A 22,540-nucleotide genomic window follows, 5' to 3' on the forward strand; every position below is an offset into this window, starting at 1 on the left:
ATGACGAATCAGAGGTCGCATGATGACGATGAAGAGACACCCCTATGCCGGCGATGGCAGCCATACCACGAGTTATTATGCTGCCTCTGCCAATCCTGCACCGGAGCGGCCCGAACTTGTCGGTGACCACCGGATCGATGTCTGTATCGTCGGTGCGGGTTACAGCGGCCTCTCGACCGGTCTGCATCTGGCGGAAAAGGGCTACAAGGTTGCCATCATCGAAGGCGCGCGAGTCGGCTGGGGGGCATCGGGGCGCAATGGCGGTCAGATCGTCAATGGGTTGAATGCCAGCCTGCAGACGATCAAGAAGCGCTACGGCCAGGATACGGCGACCTTCGTAGCCGGCCTGGTGCAGGAGGGGGGCGAGATCATCCGCGAGCGGGTGCGCACCTATGACATTCAGTGCGACCTGAAGGAGAGAAACATCTTCACCGGCCTGACCGGCGCCCACATGAAAGAGCTGGAAGAGCGCATGAATCTGTGGGCCAGCTACGGTATCAAGAACCAGGAGATGCTGGACAAGGAACAGCTGCGCGAGCATGTGAACTCCGATCTCTATGCCGGAGGCTTGATCGATCATTCCGGGGGGCATATGCATCCGCTGAACCTGGCCCTGGGTGAGGCGGCGGCGTTCGAGCGTAACGGTGGGGTGATCTACGAGATGTCGCCGGTGGTCGAGGTGGATCACGCCTCGCCACAGCCGGTGGTCAGAACCGCCAAGGGCTCCATGACCTGTCAGACCCTGGTCCTGTGCGGGAATGCGTACCTGGGCAAGGTGGTACCGACGCTGACCTCGCGGGTAATGCCGGTCTCCACGCAGGTAATGGCGACCGAGCCGCTGGGCGAGGAGCGGGCTCACGACCTGCTGCCGACCGATGCATGCGTCGAGGATATCCGCTATATCCTCGACTACTACCGCCTGTCGGGCGACAAGCGGCTGCTGTTCGGTGGTGGCACGGTCTATGGAGGCTCGGACCCCCGCGATATCAAGGCCAAGCTTGAGCGGAACATGGACAAGGTGTTTCCGCAGCTCAAGGGAGTCAAGATCGACTACGCCTGGAGCGGTAACTTTGCCCTCTCGTTCAGCCGCGTGCCACAGATGGGACGCATCGGCGATAATACCTACTTTGCCCATGGATACAGCGGACATGGCGTCACCGGGTCACATACCTTCGGACGTATCCTCTCCGAGGCGATCGACGGTGACCTGACCCGGTTCGATGTCTTCGAGAAGGTGCCATGGCTCCCGTTCCCGGGCGGGCGTCTGCTCCGCGTGCCCTATTCGGTGATGGGGTCATGGTGGTACGGCCTGCGCGACAGGCTCGGTGTCTGATATTCGAGGAGCGCTCCCGGCGTGACCTCGCCGGCCAGCAACCTCTGATCGACGCCGGGTGTCGATGAGAGGGAACAACCCTGAGGAGAATCTCATGCAAAACCGTCCCCTGGTGGCAGTGATCGCCTGTCGTCGTGAGGTCGAGGGTCATCCGGCCCATATGGTGACCGACAAGTATCTGACGGCACTGCGCACCTACGGGCTGGACCCGGTGGTGTTGCCGGTATGGGAAGATACCGACCCCGACCATGCCCGGCGATTGCTGTCCCACTTCGATGGCCTGCTGCTGACCGGCAGCCATACCAACGTGGAGCCCGCACGCTACGGCGCCAAGAGGGCGCCGGAGAATACCCGTAATGACAAGGACCGTGATGCCGCGGCCATGGCCTGGCTGCCGGCCAGCCTGGAGCGAGGCATGCCCCTGCTGTGTATCTGCCGCGGCTTTCAGGAGCTCAATGTGGCCTTCGGCGGCACGCTTTATCAGGCGGTGCAGAATCAGCCAGGCAAGCTCGACCACCGTGAGCCCGAGGGCGATGCCGAGCAGCAGTATGCGCCGACCCATGAACTCTCCATCGAGCCGGGTGGGGTGCTGGCCGGCCTCTATCCCGAGCGCGGTGCCCGGGTCAATTCGCTTCATCAGCAGGGCATCGACCGGCTTGGCGATGGCCTGAGCGTCGAGGGCGTCGCGCCGGATGGTCTGATCGAGGCCATTTCCGTGCGTGATGCCAGTGCCTTCGCGCTGGGGGTCCAGTGGCACCCGGAGTGGCAGCCCACCAGCCATCCCCTGTACGACGCCATCTTCCAGGGCTTCGCCGCGGCCTGCGTCAACTCGCGCTAGTCACTATGAGAAGCAGGCTGGCGCGATGTCGCAAGCCTCACATGCACCAAGCTAACATTCGCCAATTCACAGAGCCCGCGGCCATGGCCGCGGGCTCTGTGGTTCTATTGGAGGTTCCATTGGAGGTTCTAGGGGGATGGCGCCAGAGTCGTTATCGGGACGCCTGGTCCGGGAGGTCGATGGCTGTCTGGGCAGTGGCGGGCTGTCGCTCGGGACGCCTGCCGACGACCAGCAGGGTACCCAGCAGTATCAGGGCGCCGACCGCCAGTCCCAGCCACCAGCTGATGCCGTAACCGACCGCCAGGTTGCCGAAGATCAGCGCCACCGCCCCCACCAGCAGGGCATAGGGAAGCTGGGTGCGGACATGCTCGACCAGATCGCAGCCACTGGCCATGGCGGAGAGCAGGGTGGTATCTGCCAGCGGCGAGCAGTGGTCTCCCCAGACCGCGCCGGCAAGCACCGACGCCACCGAGGCGTAGAGGATGGGCATGCCTTCCGCCGTGCCGTTCATGCCGTTCTGCTCCAGCACGGCCCAGGCCAGGGGCACGACCAGCGGCATCATGATGCCCATCACGCCCCAGGAGGAGCCGGTAGCGAAGGCCGTAAAGCCGGCCAGCACGAAGATCACCGCGGGCAGCCATGCCGGGCTGAGGCTCTCCCCGAGGGCCGCCACCAGGAAGTCGCTGGTCTGCAGCGAGGCGTTCACGTTGGCCAGTGCCCACGCCATCATCAGGATGGTGATCGGCAGCAGCATCGACTTGACGCCCTCGAACCAGTAGTGGCTGGTCTCGGTCATGGCCATCAGGCGCTGGGCCTGGGTCATGATGACGGCGACCACGCAGGAAGCCAGGGAGCCCCACATCATCGAGCTGAAGGAGTCGCCCTCGCCGAAGATGTCGCGCAGTGAGTGGGAGCCGGGCCCCAGGGCCTCGAGGCCGGTGGTATAGATGCCGCCGAGGGTGATGGCGGCAAGCACCAGCATCGGCACGATGGCGTTCATGGCCCGAATCGGGATATTGGGCTTGGTGTTGATCTCCGCCTCCTCGACGATCGCCTCGCGGTCGCTCAGGGTGGTGCGACGGCCGCCCGCGTCGAGGGCTCGACGCTCGGCGGTGAGCATTGGACCGAAGTCGCGACCCAGCCAGGTGGTCATGAACACGAAGGTCAGGGCCAGGATCGGGTAGGCGTTGTAGGGAATGGCGTTGACGAATACCGAGTAGGCCGACTCGTTCCAGTCACTGATGTTGCTCATCGCCTCGCTGATCAGCCCCACCTGAAAGCCGATCCAGGTGGTCACCAGCATGATGGCGGAGACCGGAGCCGCGGTGCTGTCGATGATATAGGCGAGCTTGGCCCGGGAGACCGCCATCTTGTCGGTGATCGCGCGCATGGTGTTGCCCACGATCAGCGCGTTGGCGTAGTCATCAAAGAAGATTGCGATCCCCAGCAGGAAGGTCGAGGTCTGCGCCTGGCGTCGCCCGCGTATGACCCTAGAGATGCGCTGGGCGATACCCTGGGTGCCGCCGTTGCGGGAGACGATGCCCACCATGCCGCCGATCAGCAGGCAGAACAGCACGATCGACATGTGCTCACTGTCGCTGGCGGCCTCCAGGACATGCACATTGACCGAGTCGCCGAAGGCGCTGGAGAGCGCGCCGAAATCCATGCCGTGCATGATCCAGCCGCCCAGCAGGATGCCGACGAAGAGTGCCAGGATCACCTGGCGAAACGCCAGCGCCAGGACGATCGCCACCAGGGCCGGCAGCAGCGATAGCCAGGCGGGAATCGCCGTCAGCGTCTCGCTGGCCAGCGTGCTCCCGGTGGCATCCACCAGCTCGAGGCTGGCGGCGCTGTCGTTCAGGGTGAGCCCCTCGACCAGGGCGCTGGCGCCATCGTCACCGACCACCTCGAAGGTCCGGTCGTCGAGGCGCAGTGTGACGGGACCTTCGGGGAGCTCTTCCAGGGTCAGATCGAAGGCGACGCCCTGCAGGATCGTTTCGGGCGCACTGAGTGTTGCCGCCTGACTGGGCAGTGCGCCGAGACAGAGTGTCAGTAGTAGGGCCAGACGCATCGTCCAGCTGCTCAGGATCGTGGTCATGTTCGCTCCGGATACTTGTAGTTGATGGCGCCGAGCGAGTGTGCCAGGCGTCAATGAAAAATGACCTAGAGGGGTGGGAGCGTCAAGGTGTTTGTCATAACTTTAGTAGAATGTCGATTTTTTTACATATCAATATCTTCATATAAAACATATGGTTAATAAGCGTTTTTCGGCATGTTTTGGAAAAGGGTTGGCAGATCCGGTAGGGGAGGGTATGTTGATTAAACAATAACATCTTCCACCATCGATCCCGGAGGGCTTCGTCATGTCAGCCTCGAAGACTGGCCAGCTGCAGCGCCTCGACCGCGCGCATCATCTGCACCCGTTCACCGACTTCAAGTCTCTGGGGGAGGAGGGCAGCCGCATCATCGAGCGCGCCGAGGGCGCCTATATCATCGACTCCGAGGGCAATCGCATCCTCGATGGCATGGCGGGGCTGTGGTGTGTCAATCTCGGTTATGGTCGTGAGGAGCTGGTCGCGGCCGCCACGGAGCAGATGCATCAGCTGCCCTACTACAACAACTTCTTCAAGACCACCCACCCACCGGCTGTGCAGCTGGCGGAAAAGCTGGTCTCGCTGGCGCCCGAGCATATGAATCGTGTCTTCTTCACGGGCTCCGGCTCCGAGGCGAACGACACGGTGCTGCGCATGGTGCGTCGCTACTGGGCGCTGAAGGGCAAGCCCGAGAAGCAGTGGGTCATCGGTCGTGAGAACGGCTACCATGGCTCCACCGTGGCCGGCATGAGCCTTGGCGGCATGGCACCCATGCATGAGCAGGGGGGGCCCTGCGTGCCGGGCATCACCCATGTGCGACAGCCCTACTGGTTCGGCGAGGGGCGACCGGCGGGGCAGGACCCGAACGACTTCGGTATCGAGTGTGCCGCGGCCCTGGAGGCGAAGATCCGCGAGCTGGGTGAGGAGAATGTAGCGGCCTTTATCGCCGAGCCGGTGCAGGGGGCCGGTGGTGCCATCATTCCGCCGCAGAGCTACTGGCCGGCGGTGAAGGCGGTGCTCGACAAGTACGACATCCTGCTGGTGGTCGATGAGGTCATCTGTGGCTTCGGCCGCCTGGGGGAGTGGTTCGGTAGTGTCCATTATGATCTCACGCCTGATCTGATGCCGATCGCCAAGGGGCTCTCCTCGGGCTATCTGCCCATCGGTGGGGTGCTGGTCGGGGATCGCGTGGCCGATACCCTGATTGAAGAGGGGGGCGAGTTCTTCCACGGCTTCACCTACTCGGGACACCCCGCCTGTGCGGCGGTGGCGCTCAGGAATCTGGAGTTGATGGAGGCCGAGGGTGTGGTCGAGCGGGTGCGTGACGACCTGGGGCCCTATCTGGCCCAACGCTGGGGAGAGCTTGGCGACCATCCGCTGGTCGGCGAGGCGCGCTCGCTTGGGCTGGTGGGAGCCCTTGAGCTCGTGGATCCCGAGACCGGTGAGCGCTTCGACAAGGCGCTGGGGGCAGGCAACCTGTGCCGCGACCATAGTTTCGCCTCGGGGCTGGTCATGCGTTCTGTGGGCGATACCATGATCATCTCGCCCCCCCTGGTGATCAGTCACGAAGAGATCGATGAGCTGGTCGACAAGGCGCGCGCCGCCCTGGACGCTACCCAGCGTCAGCTGGCTGTCACCACAACCGACAAGATCAAGGAGAGCCTGACGTGAGTGATTCCGAGATGCTCAAGAACGAAATGCCCCAGACCCTGGCCGGCTGGCGCCAGCGTGCCGCGGACCTGACCTTCGAGACTCGCGCCTTTATCAACGATGTCTTCGTCCCGGCGGCTGGTGGAGAGACCTTTGAGACGATCAACCCGGCCACCGGCGAGGTGCTGGCGAAGGTGGCGAGCTGTGATGCCGCCGACGCGGATGTGGCCGTCAGTCATGCGCGTGCCGCCTTCGAGGGGGGCGCCTGGTCACGGCTGGCCCCCGGCAAGCGCAAGCGGGTACTGTTGCGCCTGGCCGACCTGATGGAGGCCCACAAGGCGGAGCTGGCGCTGCTCGATACCCTCGACATGGGCAAGCCGATCCAGAGCGCGCTGGGTGACATGGCAGGCGCCATCGGCTGCTTCCGTTATCAGGCGGAGAGCATCGACAAGCTCTACGGCGAGGTAGCCCCCACCGGCGAGGAGGCCCTTGCCCTGGTGCTCCGCGAGCCGCTGGGCGTGGTGGCCTCCATCGTGCCCTGGAACTTCCCGCTGATGATGACCGCCTGGAAGGTGGCCCCGGCGCTGGCGGCAGGCAACAGCGTGATCCTAAAGCCCTCGGAGAAGTCTCCGCTGTCGGCCCTGCGACTGGCCCAGCTGGCTCAGGAGGCGGGGGTTCCTCGCGGTGTCTTCCAGGTGTTGCCGGGCTTCGGGCATACCGTGGGCAAGGCGCTGGCGCTCTCCATGGACGTCGACTGCCTGGCCTTCACCGGCTCCACCGGGGTAGGCAAGCAGCTGATGCAGTACGCCGGCGAGTCCAATCTCAAGCGGCTCTACCTGGAGTGCGGTGGCAAGAGTCCGAATATCGTTTTCGCCGATTGCAAGAATCTGGATCGTGTGGCGCATCACGCCGCCGAGGCGATCTTCCACAACCAGGGTGAGGTCTGCATCGCCGGCTCCCGGCTGCTGGTGGAGAATTCAATCCGCGAGGCCTTTATCGACAAGGTGGTGGCCTGCGCCAAGACCATGCAGCCGGGCGACCCGCTCGATCCAGAGAGCTTTATGGGCGCCATGGTCGATGAGACCCAGTACCGTCGGGTGCTCGAGTTTATCCGCCAGGGCCAGGAGGAGGGGGCTCGCCTGCGTGCCGGTGGCCAGGCCCTGGACGGCCCCGGGCTCTTCATTACCCCCACGGTGTTCGATGGCGTGACCCCGGAGATGGCCATCGGGCGTGAGGAGATCTTCGGGCCGGTGCTCTCGGTATTCGGCTTCGACAGCGAAGAAGAGGCCGTTAGGCTTGCCAACGACAGCGTCTATGGCCTGGCCGCAGGCCTCTGGAGCCAGGATATCGACCGCATCATGCGCGTGACCCGGCGCCTGGAGTCGGGCCAGGTGTTCGTCAACAACTGGGCCGGCGGCGACCAGACCATGCCCTTCGGCGGGGTCAAGCAGTCGGGCAACGGCCGCGACAAGTCTCACCATTCGCTGCAGGAGTATTCGGAGCTCAAGAGCGTGTGGATGTCGCTTTCGACCTGAGAAGCGCCCCCCCTTCACGACACGGCGAGGCCGGCACCCGGGTGCCGGCCTCGCCCTTTTCATGTACGAATTATCTTCAGAGTAAAGCTTTTGTATAGCCTTGTGCCGCCAATGGGCGTAGCCTGTCAGGACATCCCCCTGGCAGGAGAACCCCCATGTTCGGACTCTTCAAGACGGATCCGGCGAAGAAGCTGCAGAAGGCCTACGAGCAGAAACTCGAGCAGGCGATGCAGGCCGCTCGCAATGGCGACATGCGAGCCAACGCCTCCCTCACCGAGGAGGCGGAGGCGTTGCGTGCTCAGATCGACAAGCTAAAGCAAGAGTGAGCTTTGGGCCCTAGAACGCTCGCGCCGGGGTGGCGCAGCTGACCAGGCGGCAGGGTTCGTCGCCCGGGTTGCGAAAGCGGTGGGGCACGTTGGTCTCGTAGTAGTAGGCTTCGCCGGCCTTGAGCGTGCGGGTCTCTGCGCCGATGGTGATCTCGATCTCGCCCTCCAGCACCACGCCGGCCTCTTCACCCTGATGGGTGATCATCTCGCGGCCGGTATCGGCCCCGGGGGGGTAGGTCTCGACCATGAAGGAGAGCGCACGATCACGACGGTCGGCGCCCACGAGCTTGAACACCACGTCCCCTGAGCCCACATCGGCCAGCTCCTCGGCCGAATAGAAGACGCGTCGTCCCGACTCCAGCTCCAGGGTGAAGAAGTCGCCGACGCTCATGGGGATGGCATCGAGGATCTTCTTCAGCGAGCTGACCGAGGGGCTCACCTTGCCCTGCTCGATCAGCGACAGGCTGGAGTGGGTCACGCCGCAGCGCTTGGCCAGCTCGCGCTGGGAGATGCCGCGCAGGGTGCGCAAGGCGCGCAGCCGTTCGCCTACATCATCGGCCATGCCGGACCTCCTTGGCTTGCTGGAGCATCCCGGGCATCAGCACAGGGCGTCCAGCTTGTCTTTGAGCAGCGCGTTGACCTGCTGTGGGTTGGCGGTGCCGCGAGACGCCTTCATCACCTGCCCCACGAAGTAGCCGATCATCTTGCCGCGTTTCTCGGGTTCGGCGTCGCGGTACTGGGCCACCTGGGCGGGGCTGTCGCCGATCACCTGGTCGATCATCGCCTCGATGGCGCCGCTGTCGGTGACCTGCTTGAGTCCCTTGGCCTCGATCACCTCATCGGCGCTCACGCCCTGGCCATTCCAGAGCGCCTGGAATACCTGCTTGGCGGCCTTGCCGTTGATGGTGTCGTCCATCACCCGACTGATCAGTCCGCCGAGCTGAGTGGCGCTGACCGGACTGTCGTGGATCGATAGCCCCTCACGGTTGAGTGCGCCGGAGAGCTCCCCCTGCACCCAGTTGGCGGCCTGCTTGGCATCGCCGCAGGTGTCCTTGACCACTTCGAAGTACTCGGCCATTTCGCGGCTCGCCGCGAGCACACCGGCATCGTAGGCGGAGAGCCCCAGCTCGCCCTGGAAGCGGGCGCGCTTCTCGTCGGGCAGTTCCGGCAGGCTCTCGCGCAGATGGTCGACGTAGGCCGCGTCGAGCACCACCGGCAGCAGGTCCGGGCAGGGGAAGTAACGGTAGTCGTTGGCCTCCTCCTTGGTGCGCATGCTGCGAGTCTCGTCGCGCTCGGGGTCGAACAGGCGGGTTTCCTGGACCACCTCGCCGCCATCCTCGATCAGCTCGATCTGGCGCTCCACCTCGAACTCGATGGCGCGCTCCACGAAGCGGAAGGAGTTGACGTTCTTGATCTCGGCGCGGGTGCCGAACTCGGCCTGTCCTCTGGGGCGCACCGAGACGTTGACGTCGCAGCGCATCGAACCTTCGGCCATATTGCCGTCGCTGATGCCCAGATAGGTCACGATGGAGTGGATCGCCTTGAGATAGGCGGCGGCCTCCTTCGCCGAGCGCATGTCCGGCTCGGAGACGATCTCCAGCAGGGGCGTGCCGGCACGGTTGAGATCGATACCGGTCATGCCATGGAAGTCCTCGTGAAGGGACTTGCCGGCATCCTCCTCGAGGTGGGCGTGGTGGACCCGGATGCGCTTGGTCGTGCCATCATCCAGGCCGATCTCGACCTCGCCGGGGCCCACGATGGGGTGATACATCTGGCTGGTCTGGTAGCCCTTGGGCAGGTCGGGGTAGAAGTAGTTCTTGCGGTCGAATACCGAGACCTCGGGGATCTCGGCGTGGATCGCCAGCCCGAACTGCACCGCCATGGCCACCGCTTGCTCGTTGAGCACCGGTAGCACGCCGGGCATGCCCAGATCCACGGCGCAGGCCTGGGTGTTGGGGTCGGCGCCGAAGGCGGTGGAGGCGCCGGAGAAGATCTTGGACTGGGTGGCGAGCTGGACGTGAACTTCCAGACCGATCACGGTTTCCCATTGCATCAGGCGTTCTCCTCGGCAAGCTCGGGGCGACGCAGGTGCCAGTCGGTGGCCTGCTGGTAGCGGTGAGCGACATTGAGCAGGCGCTGCTCGGCGAAGTGGGTGCCGAGTATCTGCAGCCCCACCGGGCGCTTGCCCACGAAGCCGGCCGGCACGCTGATGCCGGGAATACCGGCCAGGTTGACGGCGATGGTGTAGATATCCTGGAGGTACATGGAGACAGGGTCCTTCTGGGCGCCGAGATCGAAGGCCGGGGTGGGGGACGTTGGCCCCATCAGCACATCGACCTCCTCGAAGGCGTCGAGGAAATCCTGGCGTATCAGCCGGCGTACCTGCTGGGCCTTCTTGTAGTAGGCGTCGAAGAAGCCCTCGGAGAGGGTGTGGGTCCCGATCAGGATGCGTCGCTTGACCTCCTCGCCGAAGCCCTCGGCCCGTGACCGCTTGTACAGGTCGATCAGATCAGAGGGGTTTTCGCAGCGATGGCCGAAGCGCACACCATCGTAGCGCGACAGGTTGGACGAAGCCTCCGCCGGGGCGATCACGTAGTAGGCGGGGATGGCGTAGTGCGTGTGCGGGAGGCTGACCTCGCGAACCGTGGCGCCCAGTGATTCGTAGACCGCCACTGCCTCGCGCACGGCGGCTTCCACCGCGGGGTCGAGGCCGTCGCCGAAATACTCCCTGGGCAGGCCAATCTTCAGGCCGGACAGCGGAGCAGCGAGGTCGGCGGTGTAGTCGGGCACACCGCGGGCCACGCAGGTTGAGTCTCTGGGGTCATGGCCGGCGATGGCATTCATCAGCAGCGCACAGTCTTCGGCGGTTCGCGCCATGGGGCCCGCCTGATCGAGGCTCGAGGCGTAGGCGATGATGCCCCAGCGCGATATGCGCCCATAGGTGGGCTTGAGTCCGGTGATGCCACAGAAGGCAGCGGGCTGGCGGATCGAGCCGCCGGTATCGGTGCCCATGGCGGCAGGCGCCAGGCCCGCGGCTACCGCGGCGGCGCTGCCGCCGGAGGAGCCACCGGGTACGGCGGTGGTATCCCAGGGGTTCTGCACCGCACCGAAGGCGCTGCTCTCGTTGGAGGAGCCCATGGCGAACTCGTCCAGGTTGGTCTTGCCGAGGCTTACCGTGCCGGCGGCCTTGAGCCTCTCCACCACGCAGGCGTCATAGGGGGCGACGAAGTTGGCCAGCATCTTCGAGCCGGCGGTGGTCAGTACCCCATCGCTGCAGAACAGGTCCTTGATCGCTACCGGCAGGCCGGTCAACGGGCCGGCCTCGCCACGAGCGCGGGCGGCATCGGCGTGGTCCGCCGCTTCCAGCGCCGCGTCCGGCGTGACGGTGATAAAGCTGTTGAGAGCGCCATCGTGGCGCTCGATGCGGCCGAGCTGGTGTTCGGTCAGCTCGCGGCTGGTGAACTCGCCCGCCGCCAGGCTGGCGGCGAGTTCGGTCAGTGTCTTGTCATGCATGGGCCGGAGGCTCCGTAGGCAGTGGCTTACTCGACGACGCGGGGTACCAGATAGAGGCCATTTTCCACCGCCGGGGCACAGCGCTGGAAATGGTCGCGACGGTCGGTCTCGGTGACCTCGTCGGCGCGCAGCCGCTGGGTCGCATCCAGCGGGTGGGCCAGGGGCGCGATGCCCTCGGTGTTCAGCGCCTGGAGGTGGTCGACCATCTCGAGGATGCGGCCGAGGTCGTCCAGGTAGTGGGTGGCGTCTTCGTCGGAGAGGCCGAGCCGGGCAAGATGCGCGGCCCTGAGCACGTCAGCGTGTTCAAGCGCCATGAGTCGGATGTCCTCGATGAAAAAAATCAGGCCGCTGAAGGTACCATATTCGGCGTCGCGCGGGCAGGGTCTCGGTGCGCCCTTGCCCCGGGGTTTTGCTTGCTGCTGAGGGGGCGCGGTGATACCGTTTGCCTCCGCACAGGGCTCCCGGACTGCACTAGGTAACGACTTCCATGTTCAAACGCTTGAGGGGACTGTTCTCCAGCGATCTTTCGATCGACCTGGGAACGGCCAATACGCTGATTTACGTCCGCGGCCGAGGCATCGTGCTCGACGAGCCATCGGTCGTGGCCATTCGCCAGTCCGGCAACATGCGCAGCGTGGCCGCCGTGGGCTCCGACGCCAAGCGCATGCTGGGCCGCACCCCCGGTAACATCACGGCCATCCGGCCGATGAAGGATGGCGTCATCGCCGATTTCACCGTTACCGAGCAGATGTTGCAGCACTTCATCCGCAAGGTGCATCAGAGCACCTTCCTGACGCCCAGCCCCCGGGTACTGGTGTGCGTGCCCTGCATGTCGACCCAGGTGGAGCGTCGCGCCATCAAGGAGTCCGCGGAGGGCGCCGGTGCCCGGGAGGTATTCCTGATCGAGGAGCCGATGGCGGCCGCCATCGGCGCCGGTCTGCCGGTGGAGGAAGCCCAGGGCTCCATGGTCGTGGATATCGGTGGTGGCACCAGCGAGATCGCCATTATCTCCCTGAACGGCGTCGTCTACTCCGAGTCGATCCGCGTCGGCGGCGACCGCTTCGACGAGGCGATCACGGGCTATGTGCGTCGCCACTACGGCAGTCTGATCGGCGAGGCCACCGCCGAGCGCATCAAGGAGGAGATCGGCTGTGCCTATCCGGGCGGCGAGCTTCGCGAGATCGATGTGCGCGGCCGCAATCTGGCCGAGGGCATTCCCCGCAGCTTCACCCTGAACTCACACGAGATCCTGGATGCGCTTCAGGAGACCCTGGCCTCCATCGTCGCCGCGGTGAAGAATGCCCTGGAGCAGTCTCCCCCGGAGCTCGCCTCGGACATCGCCGAGCGTGGATTGGTGCTGACGGGGGGCGGTGCACTGCTGCGTGACCTCGACAAGCTGATCGCCGAAGAGACCGGTCTGCCGGTGATCGTGGCCGAGGACCCGCTGACCTGTGTGGCGCGGGGGGGCGGCAAGGCCCTCGAGATGATCGACAAACACACCTTCGAGCTGCTGTCCAGCGACTGACCCGGGAGACGCGTCATCAAGCCGCTGTTCTCGCAGGGATCGCTGCCCATCTATCGTCTGCTGGTCTGCACGATCATGGCGCTTGCGCTGATGGTTGCCGATCTTCGCCTGACCCGCATGGAGGAGGTGCGTGCCCAGCTCAGCACGGCGGTGGCGCCGATCCAGTGGATCGTCAGTCTGCCCAGTAGCGTGCTGAGCTGGGGAACCCTGGCACTCTCCGATCAGCGTGACCTGGTCGACGAGAACCGGCGGTTGCGTGAACAGCTCCTAACGCTCTCCCATCGAGTGCAGCGCATGGCGGACCTGACCGCCGAGAACGTGCGCCTGCGCGAGCTGCTGGTCGCCGCTCGCCAGCATGATATGCCGTTTATGACCGCCGAACTGCTGTCACTGGACCCGGACCCTTTCGCCCACCAGATGGTGCTGGATCGCGGTCGCCGCGATGGGGTCTATGTCGGGCAGCCGGTGATGGATGCCGCCGGGCTGGTAGGGCAGGTGACCTCGGTGCTCGCCTACTCCAGCCGGGTGCTGATGGTGGCCGATGTCAGTCATGCGGTGCCAGTACGCATCAATCGCAATGGCCTCCGTTATATTCTTCAGGGCAGCGGCCGTTATGATCGCCTCGATGTTCGACATGTTCCCGACACCGCCGATATCCGCAAGGGGGATCTGTTGGTCACTTCCGGCCTGGCCGGGCGCTTTCCCCCGGGCTATCCGGTGGCGAGGGTGAACGCAGTGGTGCATGATCCGGGCGAGCCCTTCGCCCGGGTAACCGCGGCCCCGGTGGCGCAGCTGCAGCGCTCGCGTCACTTCCTGTTGCTCTTCCCGCCGAGTCGACCGCGCTTCGATGACCCCGGCTGGGAAGGTGATGTCAGTTTGAGCGCCATCCAGGCCGCCCGCGCGGTGAGCGATGAGGCCGATACGCGTCGGGCTACCGCCCATGATGGCCACGAGGAGGCACGCTGATGGCCGTCCCGTCCGCCGCCAACCTGGCGCTTCCCTGGATCTGGTGCTCCCTGCTGCTGGCGCTCTGCCTGCAGGTGATGCCGCTGGCCGAAGGCTGGCAGATCTGGCGGCCTGACTGGCTGGGCCTGATGCTGATCTACTGGTGCATGAAGACACCCTCTCGGGTGGGTGTCCTTCACGCCTTCGTGCTGGGCATCCTGCTCGACCTGATCGAGGGAGCCGTGCTGGGGCAGAACGCCCTGCTGCTGTCGCTGCTGGCCTTCCTGTGTGCCCTGGTCTATCCGCGATTTCGTGCCTACTCGCTGCTCCAGCAGGCTCTGATGGTGCTGGTGCTGCTGGGCTTTATGCAGCTGGGTGAGCAGTGGTTGCGAACCCTGCTGGGACCCTTCTCCATTCATCTCTCCTTCCTGACGCCGGCGCTGATCGGCGCGCTGCTCTGGCCCTGGTTCGCCACCCTGTTCAATGCACTGGGGCGGCGGCTTACCGGTGGCTGATCGGAGGCTATCCATGTCCGTCATGACTCCCCCTGTTCTCTGTCTGGCCTCTGCCTCTCCGAGACGACGTGATCTGCTGGTGTCCATCGGTGTGTCCCTGGAGATATGTCCAGTGGATATCGACGAGACCCCGGCTCCGAGTGAGGGGGCCGAGGCCTATGTCACCCGCCTGGCCCGCGACAAGGCGCTGGCCGGTGCCGAGCGCTCTCACCTGCCGACTCTTGGCTCCGATACCGCCGTGGTGCGTGATGGTGAGATTCTCGGCAAGCCCGAGGGGCCAGAGCACGCCGCCGCCATGCTGCGCTCCCTGGCCGGCCGCGAGCATCAGGTGCTCACGGCGGTGGCGGTGATCGGCCCCGCGGGCCTGCTCGAGCGCTGTGTCGCCACGCGGGTCGTGATGCGTGAGATCTCCGATGCCGAGATCGCCGCCTACTGGGCCACCGGGGAACCCGCCGACAAGGCGGGTGGTTATGCCATTCAGGGGCGTGCGGCGGTGTTTATCGCACATATCGCCGGCAGCCACTCCGCGGTGGTGGGACTGCCGCTCTACGAGACCGCCGAGCTGCTGCGCCGTCAGGGGGTGGCACTTTGGGACGGGACGCTCGGGCCGTGATGCGCGGATTGCGATCGGCAGCCTCTCGCCGGAATCGCCTTGTCGAGTGGTGCTGCCATCGGCGATCGCCCTGTCATGATGAACGGATCAACGCCTTGGAGGCTTGACACTATGTCATAATGGCCGCAAGGCATTCTGGACAAGGATTTCCGCATGAGCGGCGAAGTACTGATCAATCTGACGCCGATGGAGACCCGCGTCGCCGTGGTGGAAAACGGCGTACTGCAGGAGGCCTTCATCGAGCGCTCCTGCCGTCGCGGCATCGTCGGCAATATCTACAAGGGCCGGGTGGTCAGAGTCCTCCCCGGCATGCAAGCGGCATTCGTGGATATCGGCCTCGACCGCGCCGCCTTCATCCATGCCCATGAGGTGATGCCGGCCGGTACGCCGGCCGAGGAGCAGCTCTCCATCGGGCATCTGCTCCACGAGGGGCAGGCGCTGGTGGTGCAGGTGACCAAGGATCCGATCGGCTCCAAGGGGGCGCGGCTGACCACTCACCTCTCGGTACCCTCGCGTTATCTGGTCTACATGCCGGATGCGCCCCACCATGGCGTCTCCCAGCGTATCGAAGACGAACGCGAGCGCGAGCGCCTGCGCAGCCTGATCGAGGAGGCCCAGGCCCAGCAGAGCCTGGAGGTGACTGGTGGCTTTATCGTGCGCACTGCCGCCGAGGGAGTGGGCGTCGAGGAGCTGGCCGCCGATATGCACTTCCTGCTGCGGCTATGTCGCAAGGTCAGCGAGCGCAAGGTCACCTCCTCGGCGCCCAGCGTGATCTACGATGACCTGCCGCTGTTCATGCGCATCCTGCGGGATGTGATGCGTGACGATATCGAGAAGGTGCGCATCGACTCCCGGGAGAACTACGTCAAGCTGGTGGAGTTCGCCGAGGAGTTCATGCCCGATGCGGTGGAGCGTATCGAGCACTATGCCGGCGAGCGACCGGTCTTTGACCTCTACAGCGTCGAAGACGAGCTCCACAAGGCGCTGGGGCGCAAGGTGCAGCTCAAGTCCGGTGGTTACCTGGTGATCGACCCTACCGAGGCGATGACCACCATCGATGTCAATACCGGCGGCTATGTGGGGCATCGTAACCTCGAAGAGACCATCTTCAAGACCAACCTCGAGGCGGCGACCGCCATCGCCCGCCAGCTTCGTCTTCGTAACCTTGGCGGCATCATCATCATCGACTTCATCGACATGGAGGATCCCGAGCACCAGCGTCAGGTGCTGCGCATGCTCGAGAAGTCGCTGGAGCGGGATCACGCCAAGACCAAGTGTACCGGTGTCACCGAGCTTGGCCTCGTGCAGCTGACCCGCAAGCGTACCCGCGAAAGCCTGGAGCAGACTCTCTGCGAAGCTTGCCCGACCTGCGGCGGTCGCGGAACACTCAAGACCCCGGAGACGGTCTGCTACGAGATCTTTCGCGAGATCCTGCGTGAGGAGCGGGCCTATAGCGCCGAGACTTACATGGTGCTGGCGTCCCAGGCGGTGGTGGACCGTCTGCTCGACGAGGAGTCGGCGGCGGTGGCCGATCTGGAAGAGTTCATCGGCAAGCCCATCCGCTTTCAGGTGGAGACCCACTACTCCCAGGAGCAGTACGACATCGTGCTGATGTGAGCCCATGCCCGTGACCCGCCAGGTGATGCGCTGGACCCTGACCCTGCTGGCCCTGGGGCTGGCAACAGTGGCGATCCTGACGCTGTTGGCGCGGCTGGCGCTGTGCCTGGCCGATGGCCAGACATCACGGCTGGAGGCCCTGCTGTCGGCGCGCTTCGCGGCACAGACCCGGATCGACTCCCTGGAGGCCGGGCTGGTGCGCTTCGACCCCTACCTCAAGCTTGGTGCACTGAGCCTGCGCACCCGTGATGGCGACCGACCGCTGCTGGAGGTGCAGGGGGGGCAGCTGCGCCTGGATACCTGGCAGAGCCTGCGTGAAGGGCTGCCGGTGGTGGAGAGCGCGCGTCTCGAGGGCATGACCCTGCACCTCTACCAGAGCGCGCAGGGGGGGGGGCACTGGCCCGATCCCGCCGAGCTCCCCCCCGAGCTTCAGCCCGAGGGGGAGTTCGCTCTCGAGCGTCTCGACTTCTGGGTCGGGGTGCTGCTGCGCCAACGGGCCTGGGCCGAGGATGTACGCGTGGTGTTGCATGGCCAGGAGCGACGCGTCGCCTTCGAGGCGCCACGGTTGCTGATGACCGGTGATGCCCGCCGTGCCCATCTCGAGGGCAGGTTGCGCCTGGTGGGCGACGCCGATGTGGCCATGCAGGTAGCCCTCGAGGTGCTGCCGGGCGAGGTCGGATTCCGTGACTTCAGTGCCGCCCTGCAGGCCGACATGCACCTCGATACCCTGGTGGAGCTGGCCGCGGTGCTGGGGCGTGATCAGCCGCTGCATCTCGACGAGGCGCGGGGTGAGGCTCGTCTGTGGGGGCGCTGGCACCGTGGCCGCCTGGCCGATGCCCGCCTGGCGCTGGATGTCGAGCGGTTGGCCGTCAGCCATCGCGACGCCAAGGGCGAGCGTCATCAACTGGCGCTGGATAGCGTGACCGGGCGCGGCCAGTGGTTGAGGGGGGAGAGCGGTTGGCAGGCCTGGTTTCAGGGTAATGCCGAGAGTCCCGAGAGGAGCGAACCGGACGAACTGGCGTCGCGCTGGGGACCTGCCTTGCCCTACCGATGGCATCTGAACGGCGATGGCGAGGAGTGGTGGCTCAATACCAGCGCCTTCGACCTGGGATCCCTGGCTGCCTGGCGCGATCGGGTGCCGCTGCCCGAGGCTCTGGCTCGGGCGGTGGACAGCCTCGATCCACGCGGCCGGGTGGCCGGTTTCGGGCTTGGCTTCCGGGAGGGGCAGTGGCAGGCCCGGGCGTCCCTGCATGGTGTCGAGGTATCGCCCTGGCAGCAGGCCCCAGGGGGCGGCCCCCTGGACATGTGGGTCGAGGCGCGGGGCGGTCACGGCCTGGTGCGCTTCAGTGGCAACGAGACATCCACCCTTCACTTCCCCGAGGTCTTCGCCGCCCCCATGGCACTCGATCACGCCTCCGGAGAGGTGCGCTGGGTCTACGATGGCCCCCGTAGCATGGTCAGTGGACGTGATCTGCGGGTGGGATGGAACGGTGCCGAGGTCATCGGTGGCTTCGGTCTCTCTGTGGGGCAGGGGGATCGGGGAGGCTTCGGCCTGACCCTGGCCCTCGAGGAGGTCGATGCCGTGGAGACACCGCTTGTCGAGTGGCTGCCGGTAGCCATCCTCGATGATGATCTGCGCGACTGGCTTGCCGATGGTGTGGCGGGTCGAGTTCCCGAGGGCGCACTTCGCCTGCATGTACCGCTCTCCGGTGACGACGATGATCAGGATGATCAGCCATCGCCGAGTTTTGGCCTCGACCTTGCCATTCGCGACGGCCGTCTGCCCATGGCGCCGGGGTGGCCGATGCTGGAGGGCATTGAAGGGCGAATGCGGCTCGATGACACCTTTCTCGAGGCCGAGGTGAAGCATGCCGAGAGTCTCGGCGTGAAAGCGAGTAATGGCCGGGTACGGCTTGCCGACGAACGCCTGGAGGTCGCAGGCAATCTGGATGCCAGCGCCTCCGCGCTGCGACGCTTCCTGATGAGCATGCCGGTAGAGGGCAGGGCAATCATGGAAGAGTGGCAGGCCGAAGGACATGCCGAGGGCGCCCTGCAGCTCGAGCTGCCTCTGGAACGACCCGAGGCGCTGGACCTCTTGATCGAGACCCAGGCGAGTCTTGAGCTTCTCGAATATCGGCCGTTGAACCTGCAAGTCAGGGAGCTGCGTGGTCCCTTGACCTGGCGGCAGCAGGGCGCCGAGGGTGGGCTCACGGGACGGCTCGAGGGGCGCCTGCTCGGCGGACCCCTGCGTGCCGATATCGATACCTTGAATGGCGGGCTAGACCTCGCCGGGGCCGCCGAGGCCGAGGCGCTGCTCGAGCTGGGGGGCGCGTCGCTCCTTGCCGAGCGGCTGACCGGGCGTTTCGATTGGCGTGGCCGGCTGGGTATCGACGACGAGGTTTCTCTTCGTCTGCAGAGCTCACTCCAGGGGCTGGCCGCCGATCTTCCGGCGCCGCTGGGCAAGCCGGCGGCACAGTCTCGCCCGTTGCGGCTCGACATGAATCTGACCCATGGCTACCTGGATGGACGACTGGGGGAGGCACTCAAGCTGCGCTGGCGCTCGCTGCCCGGTGACGAGCGTAGCCAGGGACAGGTGTGGCTAGGCCGCCAATCCGCGCCGGCCTGGCCCTCCGAGGCGGGATGGTGGATCGATGCCTATCTGCCGCGCCTCTCTCCGGCCGCATGGAGCGAGCCGCTTGCGGGGGTGGCAGGAGGTCGTGACACAGGGGGGGCAGGCCTTGACCTGCGCGAGGTGCGTGTGGCCAGCGACTGCCTGCAGCATAAGGATCGCTGCCTCGGCTCCTTCTATACCACCGCTCGCCCGCAGCCTGGCGGCGGCTGGCATCTGGCTCTGGATGGCAGTCTGCTCGAGGGCAGTCTCGACTATCGGCCCCGGCTCACCGAGCCACTGGACATCGGCCTGAGTCGCCTCTCGCTGGATGCGTTGATGCCCACCGGCCAGCAGGTCGGCTCATTGCTCGACGAGATAGCCACGCCTCCGGAGCCGAAGCCGCTTCCCGTCTGGGTCGCCGACCTGCCCGGCGGGCGCCTGCGCATCGCCGATATCGAGCGTCAGGGCCGGCGCCTAGGGCCCCTGACCGCGCGCTGGCAGGCGACGCCCGAGCGACTCAGCATCGCTCCCCTGGGGCTTACCGTGGGAGAGATCAGTGCCCATGGCGAGCTGGTCTGGGAGGCGGCGGGTCCCGAGGCCAGCCTGACCCGTGCGCGCCTGGAGCTGGTAGGACGGGACCTGGGAACGGCGCTGGAACGCCTGGCTCAGGACCCGGTGATCCGTAGCGGCGAGACAAGGGTCAAGAGCCAGTTGGCCTGGCCAGGGACGCCCTGGCAGTTTGCCCTGGAGCGCTCCCGGGGCAGCGTCGAGGCGGAGCTGCGTGATGGCCGTTTCGTCAAGCTGGAGTCGGCCCCGGCTCGTCTGGTGGGGCTGCTCAATATCGATAACCTGGTGCGCCGTCTGCGGCTGGATTTCTCCGATATGACCGGGCGAGGAACGGCCTTCGACCGTGTCACTGGCGCGGCGACCCTGTATGGTGGCAGTCTCGAGACGCGGGGGCCGGTCCAGATCGTGGGCCCTGCCACTCGCTTCACTCTCGATGGCAGCGTCGCGTTGGCACGCCGGGAACTCGACATGCAGTTGGGCGTCACACTGCCTGTCAGCCGAAATCTGCCACTGGCGGCGGTTATCGCCGGTGCTCCGGTGGTGGGTGGGGCCCTGTTTATCGCCGACCGCCTGTTTGGTGATGCCATCGACAGTGTTACCCGAATTCATTATCGCGTGCGTGGTCCCTGGACCGCGCCGCGGATTTCAGTGGAAAGCGCCGAATGACCCAAGCGAGACACGCATTGATTGATGAAGCCGCCGGCATCCTGCTGACCCCCGGTGGTCTCTCTCTGGATGACCTGGACACCGGCCTCGGCCACGCGATGGGGGCGGGTATCGACTACGCCGACCTCTACTTCCAGCGCAGCTGGCATGAGGGCTGGGTGCTGGAGGATGGCGAGGTCAAGGAGGCCAGCTACAACATCGACGGCGGGGTGGGCGTGCGCTCGCTGGCCGGCGAGAAGACCGGCTTCGCCTACTCCAATCAGATTACCGCCGATGCGCTTGGCGAGACCGGGCGTACCGCGGCCGGCATCGTGCGTAGCGGCAACCGGCTGCCCTTGGGCACGCCGGTTGCCGTCGGTCCCCCGGCGCGCTATGCCGGGGTCGATCCGCTCGCCGGGCTCAGCGCCGAGGAGAAGGTCGCCATGCTCAAGGAGGCGGATCGCGTGGCCCGAGCCGCCGACCCGTCGGTTAGCCAGGTCAGCTCCTCGCTCTCGGGGGTTCATGAGGTGGTGCTGGTGCGCGCCAGCGATGGCACCCTGGCGGCCGACATCCGCCCCCTGGTGCGCTTCAACGTGAGCGTGATCGTCGTTCGCAATGGTCGACGCGAGCGTGGCAGCGCCGGTGGTGGTGGCCGCTATCCCATGTCGCGCCTGCGCGACGAGGGTGTCGCTGAACGCTTCGCCAAGGAGGCGGTGCGTCAGGCGCTGGTCAACCTGGAGGCCGTCGATGCCCCGGCGGGCCAGCTGCCGGTGGTGCTGGCGCCTGGCTGGCCGGGCATTCTGCTCCATGAGGCGGTAGGTCACGGCCTGGAGGGGGATTTCAATCGCAAGGGAAGCTCAGCCTTCGCCGGCCGTATGGGCGAGCGCGTCGCCGCACCGGGTGTGACAGTGGTCGATGACGCCACCCTGGCCGACCGTCGCGGGTCGATGAGCGTCGATGATGAGGGAACTCCGGGTCAGCGTACTCCGCTGATCGAGGATGGCATCCTCACTGGCTATATGCAGGACAAGTTGAACGCTCGGCTGATGGGCATGACGCCCACCGGCAATGCCCGTCGCGAATCCTTCGCCCACCTGCCGATGCCGCGCATGACCAATACTGTCATGCTCGCCGGGCAGGATGACCCCGACGACATCCTCAAAAGCGTCAAGCGTGGCCTCTATGCGGTGAGCTTCGGCGGTGGCCAGGTGGATATCACCTCGGGCAAGTTCGTGTTCTCGGCGAGTGAAGCCTATCTGATCGAGGATGGCCGGATCACCGCCCCGGTGAAGGGGGCGACGCTGATCGGCAATGGCCCCGAGGCCATGGGGCGAGTCTCGATGATCGGCCATGATATGGCGCTGGATCCCGGTATCGGCGTGTGTGGCAAGGAGGGGCAGGGCGTGCCGGTGGGTGTCGGCCAGCCGACCCTCAAGCTGGACGAGCTGACCGTGGGTGGCACGGCATCCTGATTGAGCGAGGGGCGCCGGGGGTAGGCCGACGAGGAGGTCCGAGGACCAGGGGTGGCCGAGGTAGCGTCCAAGGATGGGTCTACAGCGCCTCCTCGTCGGTCCGGCGGCCCGGGCCTGCCGCCGGACCAGTCCCGAGCGGCGTTAAAGCCCTGCGGTATCGCGGATCAGCTTGAACAGCTTGCGTGAACTGGCCGGTGGCTTGTCCTGGGCACGTTCGCGCTGGGCGTTGCGGATCAGCTGGCGCAGGGCCTGGCGGTCGGCGTGGGGGTAGTCGGCCACGAAGGCCTCCACCGCGGCGTCGCCCTCGTCGACGAGGCGATCGCGCCACTTCTCGAGGCGATGAAAGGCGTGGTCGCGGCGCAGCGTCTCCTGCTCGATCTCGTCGTGAACGGCACGGATCGCCGCGAGGTCCTCGCGACGCATCAACTTGCCGATGTACTGCATGTGTCGCCGCCGTCCCTCGTGGGAGCGGATGCGTGAGGTCTCCTCCACGGCGGCGAGCATGTCGTCGGAGAGGGGAAAGCGCGCTCGCTCGCCGGGTGTCATGGCGATGATCTGTTCCCCCAGCGTCTGCAGCGCCTGCATCTCGCGCTTGAGCTGGGACTTGCTGGGGCGTTCGTCGTTGTCCGGCTGCTGAAGGATCTGGTCGAGCAACTCGCGGGGAGATTCCTGGGACATGCCGCTTCCATCGGTTGGGGCTGGGTGTCCCGACAGTATACCAGCCCGTTTCACCGGGCTGAGA

18 protein-coding genes are annotated in these 22,540 nt (G+C 65.7%); 12 read left to right on the forward strand and 6 right to left on the reverse strand.

Annotated elements, in window-relative coordinates; all coding sequences use genetic code 11:
• The first annotated feature begins 19 nt into the window (after window positions 1-19).
• Complete coding sequence (locus GRB80_RS02985; protein WP_237561908.1) at window positions 20-1,333, forward strand: NAD(P)/FAD-dependent oxidoreductase; 1,314 nt, start codon at window positions 20-22, stop codon at window positions 1,331-1,333.
• A gap of 94 nt (window positions 1,334-1,427) precedes the next feature.
• Entirely contained in the window at window positions 1,428-2,171 is a 744-nt protein-coding gene (locus GRB80_RS02990) for a gamma-glutamyl-gamma-aminobutyrate hydrolase family protein (RefSeq protein WP_161422506.1), read from the forward strand.
• Between the two features lie 151 nt (window positions 2,172-2,322).
• Here GRB80_RS02990 and GRB80_RS02995 read toward each other — a convergent pair whose 3' ends face one another.
• Entirely contained in the window at window positions 2,323-4,269 is a 1,947-nt protein-coding gene (locus GRB80_RS02995; protein ID WP_161422507.1) for a Na+/H+ antiporter NhaC family protein, read from the reverse strand.
• Window positions 4,270-4,534: 265 nt separating this feature from the next.
• Between GRB80_RS02995 and GRB80_RS03000 the strand changes: the two genes are divergently transcribed.
• From GRB80_RS03000 to GRB80_RS03010, 3 genes are all read left to right on the forward strand, one after another.
• Entirely contained in the window at window positions 4,535-5,935 is a 1,401-nt protein-coding gene (locus tag GRB80_RS03000; protein ID WP_161422508.1) for an aspartate aminotransferase family protein, read from the forward strand.
• Window positions 5,936-5,961: 26 nt separating this feature from the next.
• The gene (locus GRB80_RS03005; RefSeq protein ID WP_237562030.1) at window positions 5,962-7,449 is read left to right on the forward strand and encodes an aldehyde dehydrogenase; all 1,488 of its coding nucleotides are present in this window, start codon (window positions 5,962-5,964) and stop codon (window positions 7,447-7,449) included.
• Window positions 7,450-7,604: 155 nt separating this feature from the next.
• A complete protein-coding gene (locus tag GRB80_RS03010; RefSeq protein ID WP_132042286.1) occupies window positions 7,605-7,775 on the forward strand; it encodes a DUF6435 family protein in 171 nt (56 codons plus the stop codon).
• A 10-nt stretch (window positions 7,776-7,785) separates the two neighbouring features.
• On the opposite strand, the gene GRB80_RS03015 is transcribed toward GRB80_RS03010, so the two are convergent.
• Genes GRB80_RS03015 through gatC form a run of 4 tightly spaced genes read right to left on the reverse strand, consistent with a single transcriptional unit; the run spans window position 7,786 to window position 11,602 of the window.
• Window positions 7,786-8,337, reverse strand: a complete 552-nt coding sequence (locus tag GRB80_RS03015) for a cupin domain-containing protein (RefSeq protein WP_132042287.1) — start codon at window positions 8,335-8,337, stop codon at window positions 7,786-7,788.
• 36 nt (window positions 8,338-8,373) lie between these two features.
• Window positions 8,374-9,828 (reverse strand): Asp-tRNA(Asn)/Glu-tRNA(Gln) amidotransferase subunit GatB, encoded by a 1,455-nt coding sequence (gatB, locus tag GRB80_RS03020; protein WP_132042288.1) that lies wholly within the window; start codon window positions 9,826-9,828, stop codon window positions 8,374-8,376.
• Window positions 9,828-11,288, reverse strand: a complete 1,461-nt coding sequence (gene gatA, locus GRB80_RS03025) for an Asp-tRNA(Asn)/Glu-tRNA(Gln) amidotransferase subunit GatA (protein WP_132042289.1) — start codon at window positions 11,286-11,288, stop codon at window positions 9,828-9,830. Before gatA ends, gatB begins: the two co-directional genes overlap by 1 nt.
• A 26-nt stretch (window positions 11,289-11,314) precedes the next feature.
• Window positions 11,315-11,602, reverse strand: a complete 288-nt coding sequence (gatC, locus tag GRB80_RS03030; protein ID WP_132042290.1) for an Asp-tRNA(Asn)/Glu-tRNA(Gln) amidotransferase subunit GatC — start codon at window positions 11,600-11,602, stop codon at window positions 11,315-11,317.
• A gap of 173 nt (window positions 11,603-11,775) precedes the next feature.
• Here gatC and GRB80_RS03035 point away from each other — a divergent pair, with 173 nt between their 5' ends.
• From GRB80_RS03035 to tldD, 7 genes are all read left to right on the forward strand, one after another.
• A complete protein-coding gene (locus GRB80_RS03035) occupies window positions 11,776-12,813 on the forward strand; it encodes a rod shape-determining protein (protein WP_132042291.1) in 1,038 nt (345 codons plus the stop codon).
• Window positions 12,814-12,888: 75 nt separating this feature from the next.
• On the forward strand, window positions 12,889-13,779 hold the full coding sequence (gene mreC / locus GRB80_RS03040) for a rod shape-determining protein MreC (RefSeq protein WP_237561909.1): 891 nt from the start codon (window positions 12,889-12,891) through the stop codon (window positions 13,777-13,779).
• Window positions 13,779-14,273, forward strand: coding sequence for a rod shape-determining protein MreD (mreD, locus tag GRB80_RS03045; RefSeq protein ID WP_161422509.1), 495 nt, complete (start codon window positions 13,779-13,781; stop codon window positions 14,271-14,273). The genes mreC and mreD overlap by 1 nt, the downstream gene beginning before the upstream one ends.
• A 13-nt stretch (window positions 14,274-14,286) precedes the next feature.
• A complete protein-coding gene (locus tag GRB80_RS03050) occupies window positions 14,287-14,886 on the forward strand; it encodes a Maf family protein (RefSeq protein ID WP_374708617.1) in 600 nt (199 codons plus the stop codon).
• Window positions 14,887-15,039: 153 nt separating this feature from the next.
• Window positions 15,040-16,503 (forward strand): ribonuclease G, encoded by a 1,464-nt coding sequence (rng, locus tag GRB80_RS03055; protein WP_132042294.1) that lies wholly within the window; start codon window positions 15,040-15,042, stop codon window positions 16,501-16,503.
• Window positions 16,504-16,507: 4 nt separating this feature from the next.
• The gene (locus GRB80_RS03060; protein WP_161422510.1) at window positions 16,508-20,347 is read left to right on the forward strand and encodes a YhdP family phospholipid transporter; all 3,840 of its coding nucleotides are present in this window, start codon (window positions 16,508-16,510) and stop codon (window positions 20,345-20,347) included.
• A complete protein-coding gene (gene tldD / locus GRB80_RS03065; RefSeq protein WP_161422511.1) occupies window positions 20,344-21,798 on the forward strand; it encodes a metalloprotease TldD in 1,455 nt (484 codons plus the stop codon). The genes GRB80_RS03060 and tldD overlap by 4 nt, the downstream gene beginning before the upstream one ends.
• A gap of 141 nt (window positions 21,799-21,939) precedes the next feature.
• On the opposite strand, the gene yjgA is transcribed toward tldD, so the two are convergent.
• Entirely contained in the window at window positions 21,940-22,476 is a 537-nt protein-coding gene (yjgA, locus tag GRB80_RS03070) for a ribosome biogenesis factor YjgA (protein ID WP_161422512.1), read from the reverse strand.
• Window positions 22,477-22,540: the final 64 nt, after the last annotated feature.

Source organism: Halomonas icarae (assembly GCF_009901955.1).
GTDB classification, from domain to species: Bacteria; Pseudomonadota; Gammaproteobacteria; order Pseudomonadales; family Halomonadaceae; genus Halomonas; species Halomonas icarae.

Coding starts and splice junctions, on each gene's coding strand:
- GRB80_RS02995 (WP_161422507.1), bottom strand. CDS start 4,269: ATGACCACGATCCTGAGCAGCTGGACGATGCGTCTGGCCCTACTACTG.
- GRB80_RS03005 (WP_237562030.1), top strand. CDS start 5,962: ATGCCCCAGACCCTGGCCGGCTGGCGCCAGCGTGCCGCGGACCTGACC.
- mreD (WP_161422509.1), top strand. CDS start 13,779: ATGGCCGTCCCGTCCGCCGCCAACCTGGCGCTTCCCTGGATCTGGTGC.
- GRB80_RS03060 (WP_161422510.1), top strand. CDS start 16,508: ATGCCCGTGACCCGCCAGGTGATGCGCTGGACCCTGACCCTGCTGGCC.
- mreC (WP_237561909.1), top strand. CDS start 12,889: ATGGCGCTTGCGCTGATGGTTGCCGATCTTCGCCTGACCCGCATGGAG.
- tldD (WP_161422511.1), top strand. CDS start 20,344: ATGACCCAAGCGAGACACGCATTGATTGATGAAGCCGCCGGCATCCTG.
- GRB80_RS03000 (WP_161422508.1), top strand. CDS start 4,535: ATGTCAGCCTCGAAGACTGGCCAGCTGCAGCGCCTCGACCGCGCGCAT.
- GRB80_RS03050 (WP_374708617.1), top strand. CDS start 14,287: ATGTCCGTCATGACTCCCCCTGTTCTCTGTCTGGCCTCTGCCTCTCCG.
- GRB80_RS03035 (WP_132042291.1), top strand. CDS start 11,776: ATGTTCAAACGCTTGAGGGGACTGTTCTCCAGCGATCTTTCGATCGAC.
- gatA (WP_132042289.1), bottom strand. CDS start 11,288: ATGCATGACAAGACACTGACCGAACTCGCCGCCAGCCTGGCGGCGGGC.
- rng (WP_132042294.1), top strand. CDS start 15,040: ATGAGCGGCGAAGTACTGATCAATCTGACGCCGATGGAGACCCGCGTC.
- gatC (WP_132042290.1), bottom strand. CDS start 11,602: ATGGCGCTTGAACACGCTGACGTGCTCAGGGCCGCGCATCTTGCCCGG.
- GRB80_RS03015 (WP_132042287.1), bottom strand. CDS start 8,337: ATGGCCGATGATGTAGGCGAACGGCTGCGCGCCTTGCGCACCCTGCGC.
- GRB80_RS03010 (WP_132042286.1), top strand. CDS start 7,605: ATGTTCGGACTCTTCAAGACGGATCCGGCGAAGAAGCTGCAGAAGGCC.
- GRB80_RS02990 (WP_161422506.1), top strand. CDS start 1,428: ATGCAAAACCGTCCCCTGGTGGCAGTGATCGCCTGTCGTCGTGAGGTC.
- GRB80_RS02985 (WP_237561908.1), top strand. CDS start 20: ATGATGACGATGAAGAGACACCCCTATGCCGGCGATGGCAGCCATACC.
- yjgA (WP_161422512.1), bottom strand. CDS start 22,476: ATGTCCCAGGAATCTCCCCGCGAGTTGCTCGACCAGATCCTTCAGCAG.
- gatB (WP_132042288.1), bottom strand. CDS start 9,828: ATGCAATGGGAAACCGTGATCGGTCTGGAAGTTCACGTCCAGCTCGCC.